Annotated in this window: 9 protein-coding genes; 3 read left to right on the top strand and 6 right to left on the bottom strand. The window is 41.9% G+C overall.

The features are described 5' to 3' along the window. The first annotated feature begins 33 nt into the window (after window positions 1-33). Window positions 34-1,218 carry a signal peptide peptidase SppA gene (gene sppA / locus MSBRM_RS16445; RefSeq protein WP_048121984.1) on the top strand — a complete coding sequence of 395 codons (1,185 nt, stop codon included), beginning with the start codon at window positions 34-36 and terminating at the stop codon, window positions 1,216-1,218. 203 nt (window positions 1,219-1,421) lie between these two features. Continuing rightward, the gene (serS, locus tag MSBRM_RS16440; RefSeq protein WP_048121983.1) at window positions 1,422-2,687 is read left to right on the top strand and encodes a serine--tRNA ligase; all 1,266 of its coding nucleotides are present in this window, start codon (window positions 1,422-1,424) and stop codon (window positions 2,685-2,687) included. Between the two features lie 248 nt (window positions 2,688-2,935). Here the strand turns inward: serS and MSBRM_RS16435 are convergent, their stop codons facing one another. The 6 genes from MSBRM_RS16435 to MSBRM_RS16410 all read right to left on the bottom strand — a co-directional run bounded on the left by MSBRM_RS16435 (window position 2,936) and on the right by MSBRM_RS16410 (window position 11,667). Next, entirely contained in the window at window positions 2,936-4,957 is a 2,022-nt protein-coding gene (locus tag MSBRM_RS16435) for a glycoside hydrolase family 15 protein (RefSeq protein WP_048121981.1), read from the bottom strand. Further along, on the bottom strand, window positions 4,954-5,763 hold the full coding sequence (locus tag MSBRM_RS16430; RefSeq protein ID WP_048121979.1) for a V4R domain-containing protein: 810 nt from the start codon (window positions 5,761-5,763) through the stop codon (window positions 4,954-4,956). Before MSBRM_RS16430 ends, MSBRM_RS16435 begins: the two co-directional genes overlap by 4 nt. 37 nt (window positions 5,764-5,800) lie before the next feature. After that, a complete protein-coding gene (locus MSBRM_RS16425; protein ID WP_048121977.1) occupies window positions 5,801-6,997 on the bottom strand; it encodes a glycoside hydrolase family 57 protein in 1,197 nt (398 codons plus the stop codon). Further along, window positions 6,994-8,130, bottom strand: a complete 1,137-nt coding sequence (locus MSBRM_RS16420) for a glycoside hydrolase family 57 protein (protein ID WP_048156329.1) — start codon at window positions 8,128-8,130, stop codon at window positions 6,994-6,996. The genes MSBRM_RS16425 and MSBRM_RS16420 overlap by 4 nt, the downstream gene beginning before the upstream one ends. A gap of 422 nt (window positions 8,131-8,552) precedes the next feature. Beyond that, window positions 8,553-10,700: a phosphoribosylformylglycinamidine synthase subunit PurL gene (gene purL / locus MSBRM_RS16415; RefSeq protein WP_048121973.1), complete on the bottom strand. Its 2,148-nt coding sequence runs from the start codon at window positions 10,698-10,700 to the stop codon at window positions 8,553-8,555. 718 nt (window positions 10,701-11,418) lie between these two features. Further along, entirely contained in the window at window positions 11,419-11,667 is a 249-nt protein-coding gene (locus MSBRM_RS16410) for a winged helix-turn-helix domain-containing protein (RefSeq protein WP_230628981.1), read from the bottom strand. A gap of 569 nt (window positions 11,668-12,236) precedes the next feature. On the opposite strand from MSBRM_RS16410, the gene yciH reads away from it, so the two are divergent. Next, on the top strand, window positions 12,237-12,545 hold the full coding sequence (gene yciH / locus MSBRM_RS16405) for a stress response translation initiation inhibitor YciH (protein ID WP_011023951.1): 309 nt from the start codon (window positions 12,237-12,239) through the stop codon (window positions 12,543-12,545). The last annotated feature ends 11 nt before the right edge of the window (window positions 12,546-12,556 follow it).

The following is a 12,556-nucleotide window of genomic DNA, read 5'->3' as shown; positions in this document are numbered from 1 at the left end:
ATATACGGTTCTATATATACGGTTCCATCAGATATGAGCGATAAAAACATAAACCCTGAAGATACGAACTCAGAAGATCTATCCGGAGATGACAACTTACAAAGCAGTCCTCACAATGGAAGAGGTTGCTCTGTTCCTGATAATGGAATTTACGGTACTAGTGATAACTCCTTTGACAGCTCTGCCCCTGATGGTCCGGAAAAAATGGCTGATCATGGGACCCACATTGAGGTCTCTGAAAATAAAGAAATTAAAAACAAGAGTTTAAGCATGAATCCCAATCCGTATCCACAGAAAAAAAAGCATAGATGGATGCCCTACCTGCTGGTCGTACTGGCTCTCGTTGCTATCATACTGGTGAGTCTTGCGTTAATCTCCTCCAATTTTGGTGTTGGTGGAAACTTGGGAAGTTCGGAGAAGGTAGCTGTTATCTATATCCAGGGCACTATCTTTTCCGGAAACGTTGCTGAAGGGCTTGGTTATGCTACTTCAGAAGCGATTGCAGGAGATATTCGCAGTGCTGCCGCAGATGATGGAGTCAAGGCAATTGTGCTTAGAATTGACAGTCCTGGAGGATCTCCAGCAGCAGCTCAAGAAATTGTAGAAGAAATTAAGAAAGCCCAGGCAAAAGGAATTCCTGTTGTTGTATCCATGGGGGACCTTGCAGCCAGTGCTGCATATTATATCTCTGCGCCGACTGATTACATTATTGCAAACCCCTCTACAAATACCGGATCTATTGGAGTGATCTGGGTCTTCCAGAATAATTCTCTCTCTAATCAAGAAACAGGTGTAGATTACTATGTTGCAAAATCTGGAGAAATGAAAGACATGGGAAGTACCTGGAGAGGACTTACTGATCAGGAAAAAGAGTATGCTGATTCTGTAGTTATGGATAGCTACGAAAATTTCGTAGCTGAGGTTTCTGAAGGGCGCAACATGTCCAGAAGTAACGTAAAATCTCTTGCTGATGGTCGCATATACACCGGAGTCAGGGCAAAGGAACTTGGGCTTGTGGATGGCTTTGGAAATATTTATGATGCAATTGACAAGGCTGCGGAACTTGGAGGAATTTCAGGGGAACCAAAAGTTGAATATATGAACAAGGCAAGTATTTCAAGGCTACTTTTGGGTTCGGATTCCAAAGGATCTAATGAGACAGCCAAACAGTCTGTCAGTTACTTTGAAGAAAGTCCATATGGAAGACTTCTTGCCTGAAATCCTAACAGAGCAGGTATTAATAAATAATGTGGTTTTAATTGCAAGCAGTTAAAATTCCGGATTTTTTAATTTTATTTTTTATCTTAATATTTTCCTGTTCTTTCTCTTCTTTTTCAACTTTGCTGATTTTCATAACAGCTTTACACCCGAAAAATCACAAAATATATATTCTCTCACATGCAGGATATCTCGGGCTTAATATGCTGGATCTTAAACTTGTACGTAATAGTCCCGATATAGTTAGACACGCTCTCATTAATAGGAATATGAGCACTGAGCTTATAGATAGCCTTCTTGAGTATGATATAGCGTGGAGAAAATGTCTCACCGAAGGTGATGAGCTAAAACATAAGCGCAATGTGGTCACCCGTGAGATAGCGAAGCTAAAGAAAGAAAATAAAGATACTTTATCCAAGATAGAGGAAATGCAAGGCATTAATAGCCGTATAAAAGAAATCGATGATATAATACGTGATTACAAGTCAAAAATACATGAAATAATGCTCCAAATCCCCAATATCCCATCTTCGACAACTCCGGTAGGTAAGGACGAGAATGATAATCCAGTTGTAAGGGTCGTTGGCGAGCCAAGAAAGTTCACGTTTACTCCAAAGCCCCATTGGGATATCGGAGAAGCACTGGATATACTCGACTTTGAGAAAGGAGCCAAGATTGCAGGTCAGGGTTTTACAGTCTATAAAGGAATGGGCGCAAAACTCGAAAGAGCGCTCATAAACTTTATGCTGGATGTACATGAAAGACAGGGTTATACTGAAGTTTTTCCACCTGTACTTATCAATGAAAAAGCTATGACTGGTACAGGTCAGTTGCCTAAATTTAAGGATGATATGTATCTGTGTACTGATGGTTACTATCTTGCACCTACAGCAGAAGTCCCTGTAACCAATCTCTTTATGGACGATTATATTGAAAAACTGCCTGTCTTCCTTACAGCGTATACTGCCTGTTTCAGGCGCGAGGCCGGAAAACACGGTCAGGACACCAGAGGCATTATCCGTCAACACCAGTTCAATAAGGTTGAACTTGTCAAGTTCGTAAAGCCGGAAACCTCATATGAAGAAATGGAAAAGCTTACCAATGATGCGGAAGAGATCCTTAAACTTTTGAAATTGCCATATCGTGTGGTAAATCTTTGTACTGGAGACATCGGATTCTCAGCAGCAAAGACTTATGACCTCGAGGTGTGGGTACCTACACAGGAAAAATACAGGGAAATCTCTTCGTGCTCCAATTTCGAGAACTTCCAGGCCAGAAGGGCTAATATCCGCTTCAGGACTCCTGATGGCCCTCAGTTCGTCCATACTCTTAATGGCTCAGGTCTTGCTGTAGGGAGGACGGTCGTTGCGATACTCGAAAACTATCAGCGTGAGGACGGAAGTGTGGAAATCCCTGAGGTTCTCAGGCCATACCTCGGTGGGGCAACAGAAATTAGAAAGGAAGTCTAAACTTAAACTAAAAAAGTCTATATTTCGGCAGAAATTCTGGTAATCTAAAAATTGATCCCAAAACTGCTATCAACGCGGAGAAGCGTGGATGAATGGATATCGTGGATGAAGGATGTAAGGAGGTAGTTTTTCATTGCTTTTCTTGCTTTTAGGAGCTTTTTCCTCCTTCAATTCCTTAAATATTTATTCCGATAGGTGAAAAACTGCGTAATTCACTGTGTTTCTCTTTTTCTCAGACTTTTTGCATCTTAACTTTCTTGTCGATTTCCGGCTTTTCTCCTGCAGATTTTGTCCAGAAGCAGAATATTATTAAGTATCAGAGATCCACTCCATCCAAGAGGGATTGCCCAGGCAGGGCTGCCTGTAGACTTATCCACCTGCTCCGGGAGAAGGCCTGTACTGGTTGCTCCGGCAAGAGCCCATTTGAGGTAGCCAATTCCTTCACTGGTCAGTCTTTTCACTTTTTCTTCAGGTTTTTCTTCTTTTTCATATGAATTCTCATGCGTGGGAGCAGAGCTTTCTTTTTCATAGGAGAGTTCAAGGGCAAAGGTAAACATTGCTTCCGAAAGCCAGAGTGTAGTTACTACCCATGGGTTTCCATTTATGTAACTGTCATTTTCATACCTTTTGATGCCGTAACCGAGATTTATAGGTACTGAGAGTTTCTTTTGAATGTTCTCTATCATGAACTGAATCATATCCTTTTCCAGGGGGTCTTTTGCAGAGAGCATTCCAAAAGGGACATAGGTGCCTAGAATACTTGCATCAATCGTTTTGTCCAGTTTCTCGTTAATTACTCCTTTTGCAAAGTAGCCTTCCTGAAGCCAGAAACGGTCAATTGTGGCCTGTTTGACGAATTCTGCTCTCTTTTTCCAGCGCCTTGCCATGCCAGCTTCTCCATTTTCTTCAGCCAGATGGGAAGCACCCATGAGCCCGGCATAAATTGAAGCATTTGTATATGTAAAAATTCCGTAGTAAGTCTCCCAGAGATCCATGCATCTTTCGTGAATTCCTGACTTGGTCCGCTTCATCAGGTATTCGGCAGCCCTGAGTACCGAGACCCATACCTCTTCAAGAAACTCAGCTTTTTTCAGGCCTTCGAGAATTCCGTAATAAACATCCATAGCATAGAGTGTGGACCCGGTTTCGTCAATCTGAGTTGAGTAGTCAAAGTTGCCCCAGGAGGGAGCTATATCCCCATTTAGCCAGTAGCGTTGAAACCAGGAACCATCGGAGAGCTGAGTCTGGATGCACCATTTGAAAAACATGTCACAGTAACCTGGATAGCCTGAGTGCTTTAGTGCGAGCACGATTTCTGCAGCATCTCTGTTCCAGCAGAATCCATATCCTCCGCATTTCTCAAAGTTTGAGTCAAACTCCGGAGCAGCTACAAAAGACCCATATTCGCGGTCATTAAGGAGGTAAAGCATCAAAAGAGCTCGGTTATAGGCATTGAACAGATCTTGACGCAGGTTCTCGTATTCTTCGAGCCCTGGAATTTTGATTACCTGCTTTCTGGAAAGCCACATAACCCAGTGTTCCCGCGTCTTTTCAAAAATGTATTCAAGAGGCAGTTTTGAGAGCTCCTGCATTCTCTTATACAGGATGCGTCGGGAAGAAGCAGCGCCTATAAGGATCACAAACTCGTTTGCTCCGTCAGCCTCCAGTTCAAGATCCCAGCCAGCCGCGTTATTAATGTTTCCTATGTCTTCTTTATTCCCCTGAAGTTTTCCGTCTTCCATATCATATTTGGAATTCGTCCACCATATAGTATCCATTGCCTTTCCGATTTGCCACTCATTAAACTCTGGCTGGGAATATATCCCTATATGATAGTTTTGCCAGTACTGTACGAGCAAATGAATATCGGTATCGCAAAACCCGGAGTTTTTCTTGGAGGTTTCCCCTACGTTAAAATTCGAGTAATAAAAGAATTTTCCTGAAAGCTTTTTCTGGGACTGGACCTTAAACCTGCGGATAAGGACAGGCACATCAGGGTGCACAAGGTCAAGAATGGAAATACGGATTCCCGAATCATGATAAAGTTTTGTTGACACAATATTTGTGTCCTCTATATAATTCTGGATGCCGTGCCATTCGTTATCATTGGTCCAGAGAAGCCTTTCTCCTGTATGGATACAGGCGACGGATTCTTCGACATGCTGAGCATGGTCTCGACGGGGGTAAAAAAAACCTATGATCTCCCCTTTTTTTCCCATTGTTACAAGCAGATCGTCATTTCCGAGAATAACATTGGGTTGCTTTATCACCGCGTCACCCCTCTCATCTGGTATTCCTGGCTTGTACCGCCCGACGGCGCCGGCGAGATTATGTGTTCGCAGACTTCCTTTCCTGTAGCTTTACAGCTTACCTCTCTCACACTTATGTTTTTCCCGAAATATTCGGTCAGGTAACCTGCAAAATAACCGCTCATATAGGCACAAACTGGCTGTTCCGACCCTCCGTAAACATCAGCTATAAATGAGTCTTTCACAATGATTTTTCCTTCATAAGTTTTGGGATCACATTCGATTTCCAGAATTCCCCAGCCCACGCCTTTGAAGAGTTCTGCAAGCATGCTTGCAAAATTACTGTCATTAAGGTCCAGAATACTCTTGAAATACTTTGCTGCGTGAGTCCCACCCTTAAGTCCTGAAAGAGTGAGAAGCCCTTCTGCATGCGGCGCACTCTGGTTGAGAGTTTTAATGATATCAACAATGGTAAGTGCCCTTGCCATAACTCCCCTGACTCCTATAACATTTAGAGGGAAGTCCACGGAATAAACCATCCCGTATTCTGAAATCCCATATTCAACTTCATTTACAACTTCAAGTTCCTTTATTTTTTGGGCGAAACTTTCTGGATCAACATCTTTGTCAAGTTCGGTAAATACTGAATATTCTCCGGTTTTCTGTGTAATATTATCTAGATGACCAAACATAATGAAGGCGTTCTCTTTTTCGAGAAAGTCACTTATTAAAGACAGAGATCCGGGTTCTTTCGAGTAGATTATCTTAAACCATACAATCTGCGAGTTCTCATTGAAACCTGCAAACATGAATAAGTCTCTTACCATGTGACCTGACTCCCATGAATTAGTATGTGTTCTTTAGTTAAGCTATTGTGCGAAGTTTTCTGAATACCTGTGCTTTGAAATCCATAAGTACAGCCATGAAATTAACCGCTGCATCGAAAGGCGTGGAGTGAACACTGAAATATGAATGTACATCCCCATCTCCGAGCCATTTGGTACACATATAGTAATAATGGTCCGAAGTCAGCAGATGCTTCCATATATGCAGGATTTCAGGGTCCTCCGTCTTCCTCACAAAGGGCTCAAGCAGCTTTATTTCTTCAAAGCAGCGCCTTTGCATGTCGTTCCCAAGCCATGCGCTTGTATCGCGTTCCATATCAGCCCAGGAAATTGTGGAAAAGTCCCCAACATCGATATCAGCTACAGGTGAATATTTTTCGACAAGCTCAATAGGGGTGCTGAAGTCCAGTTGAGTCTTGAGTACTTCCCCGGGAAGTTCTTTCAGGAAGGAAAATATCCCGGTTTCTTTCCACTGATGCTCTCCAAAGGTCTCATAGTCCATAAAGATATTAACACAATTTTCATTATTCCCTGAAGCCCATGAGGCCCATTTCTTTGCAGTCAGGGGATATCCTTCCCACCACCTTGCAGAAAACCTGTATCCTATATCGTCACTCAACTTGTAATTCCTGAAGATAATAGGAAGTCCCGAACCTTTTGCCCTGTAAAGTACGTTGGGTGACCTTCCCTCAAGCATATGATCCGCTCCTTCGGTAAGGATCGCTCTGTACCCAAGATCCGAAACAAGCTTTGCTATAGTGTTATTGTAAAGCAGTTCGGTATTCCGGAATACCTGAGGTTTAACTCCCAGAAGGTCAAACATAATTTCTCTATGTTCTTTTATCTCCTCAATAAATTCGGTTTTGTCTTCAAAAAGACTTGATAGGGAATGATAAAAGGTTTCGTCCAGAAATTCCACTGCTCTGGTTTCTGCCATCTGCCGAAAGCCTTCAAGGGCATCTTTTCCCCAGAGTTCACATTGTTCGAGCAGGGTTCCGGTAACCGAAAGAGAAAACCTGAATTCTCCTTTATGTTCATCAAGAGCGTCCAGTAGGAGCCTGTTTGCAGGAATGTAGCATTTCCGAGCTACTCTTTCAAAGATCTCCCTGTTGCTTCTCTCGTCAAAATAGCGGAAAAAACCTGATCTGTCATCAGGCCAGAACCTGCGCAGTCTGAAAGGCTGATGTGCCTGGAAATACATGCAAACCGATGTCATGCTCCCTCCTCCAGCACAGCTCTCCTGAAATCGGACAGGATGGAAAAGTAATTGACAGCTCTTTCATATCCTTCCCTGAGATTCTCAGAATTCATAGAAAAAAAGATTTCACTCTGCTGAAGATAACCGAATATATGTTTAAGTTCTCGATAGTTTTTATTTTCTTTAAGCCCTGAGAGTTCCTCTTCAATTCTTACCAGTTCTCGCAGGTAAAGCTGCTGAGCATGGTTACCTAATGCATTATTTATTCCATATCGGATTGTCTGTTCTGTTCCCAGGGTAGGAAGTTTTAAGGGTTCAAATCTCCTGACAGCCTCAGAAGGTGTGAGCATGTCAATGCCTCTGGACTTTAAGGCTTCTGGAAGCATCCTGATAAAATCGTCTATCATACTTTTGTTTCTGTAGTGAAAGCAGAGGCTTGTATAATTAAAATAAAGAGTCAGGATATCACCTTCCATGCTGGCAATCCAGTCTGCAAACTTTTCCGGAATAAGAGGATAGCCTTGCCAGTTTTTTTCCGAAAAGCGCAGTTCAAGGTCTTCGCTAAGGTTTATATGCCTCAACAAAGTCGGAAGATGGTTCTCAAAGACATGTACAGGGTCATATCCGTTCATGAGGTTCCTGGACCCCTCGGCGATAAGACAGTTATAACCCAGGTCGGTAAGAATCTTCTCTACTCTTTCGGTGTACAGAAGCTCTGTGTTTACGAAGGTTTTAGGGGTAATATCCAGTAATTCCCGAAGCATTTCCCTGTACATGAGCACTTCTTCCTTAAACCAGGAAAGATCGGGATATAGCGAACTCAGGGAGTGATAACTGCAGCTCCCTGTGAATTCTACGCCTCCATTTTCCCCAAATTCACGGAATGATTCGAGAAGTTCGGGGTCCCATCTACACTGTCCAAGGAATGGTCCGGATAGATCAAAGGAATATTTTCCTCCTCTTTCTATGGACTCCATAATCAGATCATTAAGACGTAAAAACTGTCGGCTTGTTTTTAAAAATTTTGAAAAAATACTATTCCGGTCAAAATACCGGTCCATTTCAGGCACCCCGAAAAATCCCTCTACAGGCCAGTACCACTTAGGACTGTAAGGCAGATGCACTCCCATACAGATGCATACAGCTTTCATAACACAGTATTCTAGTGCGGAAACCTACTAAAAACTATTGTTTTGGTTAACTCAAAACTATTTTTTATGCCCAAACCTGAACTTGCAAGGAATCAGAAAATACTGATAATAACTCAAGGGTAAAAAGAACAACTTAAATTAAAAACAAATTAAAAGGTAAGATAGAATGGGATTCCATCTAAATTGGAAGCAAAGAAAATCTCTTGGAAGCAAAGAAAGTCTCATGCTTCCAAAAACAAGGCATGGGCGAAAAAACCGCAGCTTTGTAAGTTATTTCACTTGAGTGAAACTTATTTACGTGAAACTTATTTACAATATTTCTCAGCCCTCTTGAGCGAAGCGAAAAGGGCACCGTCCTCCCGAGACGGGACTCGGGTGACGGAACTCGGGTGACGGAACTCGGGTGAAGAAATTCGGGGACTTTATCTCATCATAAACCTTGTCAGGCTGCTGTGTGCGTCGGAGATTTCTTTGAGGGAGAGGGAAATCTCGAAGTCTTTTCCTTTTACTTCAAGGGAATTGCCTTCGACTTTGCCGATTATCATATGAGGCACATCTTTGAGGATTTCAAGTACAGCCTCTGGTTCGCCTGTAGCAAGTAAAGCTCTTGCTGGAGCTTCTGAAAATAATAGTTCCTCAGCTTTTAATTCTGAAACTTCACTCAGGTCTACTTTTGCACCGTAGTTCTTGCACATCTTCGCAAGTCCTGCGGCAATTCCTCCAAGGGACAGGTCGTGTGCCGAGCTGAGTTTTCCGCTCCTTGCAGCTTTGATTACGGCTTTTATTATCTCAGGAGCATTTTTCGGGACAGAAGGAACTTTTCCGGCATTCTGGGCCTCTAAACAGGCATAGTATTCGGAACCTCCCATATCTGCAGTTGTCTCTCCTACCAGGATGATGGTGTCTCCGGATTTTGCAAAGAAGCTTGAAGGAAGAGGAGTCTCAAGGTTGACTTTCCCTATTATTCCTATTGAAGGGGTTGGGATAATTGCGGTCTTAAATTCATCGCTTTCGTTATACAGGGAAACATTTCCTCCCACGACTGGAATTGAGAGCTCCCTTGCCCCATCTCCAAGCCCAAGTACGGAGTTTTTGAGTTGCCAGTAGATTTCCGGACGATCCGGGTTCCCAAAATTCAGGCAGTTTACAATCGCAAGCCCTTCAGCCCCTTTTACTGCAAGGTTCATGACGTTTTCAATTACTATATTCTTTCCTCCGTTATAGGGGTCAAGAAGGGTAGCTCTTGGCTGGCAGCCGCAGGAAAGTACGAGTCCTTTTTTATCAGTTATTTTGAGCACGCCAGCGTCTTCTCCGGGTTTGACAATTGTTCTTAACTGGACTTCATGGTCGTACTGCCTGTAGATCCATTCTTTTGAGGCAATATTGTAGGAAGAGATAACTTTCAGGAAGGCTGCCTTAAGGTCTTCCGGAGTTTCGGGGGCTTTACTTTCTTCAACCTGAGGAACAGGAGCTACTGAGGATTTCTCACAGGTCGGAGCTCCACCTGTCAGGAAATCAATTGGAATATCTACAACGACTTCCCCTTTGAACTCAACCGTGTAGTTTGGTTTCTCTGTTAAGTATCCAACTACGGCCCCATTAAGGTCGTACTTTGCTACCAGAGCAAGTACGGCATCAACGTCTTCAGGAGCTACTTCAAAGACCATGCGCTCCTGAGATTCTGCAAGCAGGATTTCATAAGCATTCATATTGGGTTCGCGCTGGGTCACGGCATCTGCAATAATATAGGCTCCAAGTCCTCCCTTTGCAGCCAGTTCCGCGCTTGCTCCTCCAAGACCGGCGGCTCCCAGGTCTTTGCAGGATTTTATATAACCCTTTTCCATGGCTTCCAGTGTCATTTCGATTACGAGCTTTTCAGTATACGGATCTCCCACCTGGACGCTTGGGCGGTCTTCGGCTTCGGCTGATTCGGAAAGGTCCCTGGATGCAAAGGAAGCTCCTCCAAGTCCGTCTTTTCCTGTGCTGGAGCCTGCGAGCACAAGTTTGTTTCCGGCTTTCTGGGAGCGGGCAGTTATGACCTCATCTTCCCGGCAGAGCCCTACTGCAACAACATTTACAAGAGGGTTTCCACTGTATTTTCGGTCAAAGAAAGTCTCACCATTGACCACTGGCACTCCTATGCAGTTTCCATACCCTGCAATTCCCTTAATTATCTGTTCAAAGAGAAACATATTTTTTGGAGTGTCCAGAGGCCCGAAATAAAGTGGGTCCATAAGGGCTATTGGTCGGGCTCCCATGGAGATTATATCTCTTACGATGCCTCCTATACCTGTAGCAGCTCCGTTGTAGGGGTCGACATATGAAGGGTGGTTATGGCTTTCCATACCTATGGCAAGTACATAGCCATCATCAAATTTTATAATTGCAGCATCGTCCCCAGGGCCAATAATTACGTTTTCGCCCTTACTGGTAAAAGTTTTCAGGAGAGGAGCACTTGAGCGGTAGGAACAGTGTTCGCTCCATAAGTTTAAAAAGCAGCCCTGTTCTACCAGGGTGGGCTCTCGCCCCAGTTCTTTTTTAATAATCTTAAGGTCTTCTTCAGGTAACATTGCCTTGCCTCTGATACTTAGTCCTTTTTTGGATGCCGAAGCTCTGGTTTTTTCTTAATAGAATTGATTATTCCCTTAAATTCAAGAGTTTCAGTATTAGCGTTAACAGTTTATGCCGCAATAAAGGGATAAGAATTAAATAAATATTTCTAACTCAAGTCTTTTCAAAAAACTGCTTGACAGCAAGCCTTTTAATAAAAGCTTGACCGAAAACCTTTTAGGAAAAGGTTTTATCGAAAAATCATAGCAACGACGAGATCAACATCGTAACGGTTGTGGTACAACCCTTTTTAAAAAAGGCTTGACCGAAAAGCCCCTTGAAACGACGTGATCAAACGAGTCAACGGTTACGCATAAGAGTATTGAATTACAATAAAGATGTTGAACTGAACCAAGAAAGTTGAATTACAGGATAGAGTTTTTTCATTCTTTCTGGATTTCTGTGACTATTAAATCTTATAGCAAGCTTTCTACTCTTGCATTTTTTCACGAATATCATACTGGATGAAAAGAAGATGATGATCATTGATACAGGGTTCAAGGTTATTTTTCTGAGTTGCATATTATGATCGATCAATTGAGGCTTCTTTCTGAAAAATGATCTTGAAATTTTTACTGATTGAGAATAAAATCGGTTTTATTGAGTATGAAATCGATTTTGGAATAAGCTAAGGATAAAAAGATTTAAAATAAAGTGGATGAAAGAAATATGTTAAAATTATATTTGCTGGATCATTTTTTCCACTTTTATTCCAGATTCGGTAAGGGAGTACATTTCTTCCTTTTTTGTAATTAATTCCTTCTGTTCAAGTTCATCGAGAGTTTTTGCAATGGTGGGATGTGCAACTCTCAGGGTTTTTGATACTCTTTTTCCTTCCATTTCTCCTTTTGAGGAAAGTAAGGAGAGCACTTTTTGCCTTATACTGTTTCCGTTTACAAAACCTATTAAATCGTTCAATTCGTTCATCAGGTGCCCCCGATTTATTAGTATAATACTTTTATACTGCTATATTTATATAATAGAAGTGCATATATATGTGATAGCAGGTTATAGAAAGAGATGAAATTCAAGATATATCTAACTTGTCGCTGGTATGAAAGGCTTTTTCCGGCAAAATCAGGTATTTTAAGCTTTTTTAGCTTTCTCAGCTCTTTGATTTTTCGGCGTAGATCCTTTCCCAAAGCGTTAATATTTTGAATTCCTTTCAGATACCCAGCTTTTTCACTTGCAGTTTGTAATGATCTGTATTATTCACCAATGATCATGTTGTTAAATTTACTCTATAAGTAAACATTATAAAACTAACATTACAAATGAATATATTAATATATAAAAAAATTAAACAATACTAAAGCTCTGATTGGCTTTTTATATTGTCAAGAGTTTCGGGCTAGTAACTGAAATTCAATATAAAGTGCCTGTAAAATACCATTAGGCTTTAATACCTTCATTGATAAGTACTTTATATCTATCTAGTTATTTTTAGATGTAAGTTACATATACAATGATTACAAATTCGGAGGATATACCAACAAATGAGCAGCGGAATGTGCCCAGTATGTGGGCTTCCAAAAGAACTTTGCATTTGCGAAGAAGTTGCAAAAGAGCAACAGAGAATTACTGTGAAAGTAAATAGAAGAAGATACGGCAAAGAAGTTACCGTTGTAGAAGGTTTCGACGCAAGTGAAATAGATCTTCATGAACTGTCCACTTATCTTAAATCAAAGTTTGCATGCGGCGGTACGGTAAAGGGAAATACTGTGGAACTTCAGGGTAATCACCTGGCCCGCATGAAAGAAGTCCTCATGGAAAAGGGTTTCTCTGCTGAACAAATCAAAAACTAAATCCTGACGAG

Source organism: Methanosarcina barkeri MS, assembly GCF_000970025.1.
GTDB lineage: Archaea > Halobacteriota > Methanosarcinia > Methanosarcinales > Methanosarcinaceae > Methanosarcina > Methanosarcina barkeri.
This window is presented reverse-complemented; position numbering and strand designations above follow the sequence as displayed.

Coding starts and splice junctions, on each gene's coding strand:
- MSBRM_RS16410 (WP_230628981.1), bottom strand. CDS start 11,667: ATGAACGAATTGAACGATTTAATAGGTTTTGTAAACGGAAACAGTATA.
- yciH (WP_011023951.1), top strand. CDS start 12,237: ATGAGCAGCGGAATGTGCCCAGTATGTGGGCTTCCAAAAGAACTTTGC.
- purL (WP_048121973.1), bottom strand. CDS start 10,700: ATGTTACCTGAAGAAGACCTTAAGATTATTAAAAAAGAACTGGGGCGA.
- MSBRM_RS16425 (WP_048121977.1), bottom strand. CDS start 6,997: ATGACATCGGTTTGCATGTATTTCCAGGCACATCAGCCTTTCAGACTG.
- serS (WP_048121983.1), top strand. CDS start 1,422: ATGCTGGATCTTAAACTTGTACGTAATAGTCCCGATATAGTTAGACAC.
- MSBRM_RS16420 (WP_048156329.1), bottom strand. CDS start 8,130: ATGAAAGCTGTATGCATCTGTATGGGAGTGCATCTGCCTTACAGTCCT.
- sppA (WP_048121984.1), top strand. CDS start 34: ATGAGCGATAAAAACATAAACCCTGAAGATACGAACTCAGAAGATCTA.
- MSBRM_RS16430 (WP_048121979.1), bottom strand. CDS start 5,763: ATGGTAAGAGACTTATTCATGTTTGCAGGTTTCAATGAGAACTCGCAG.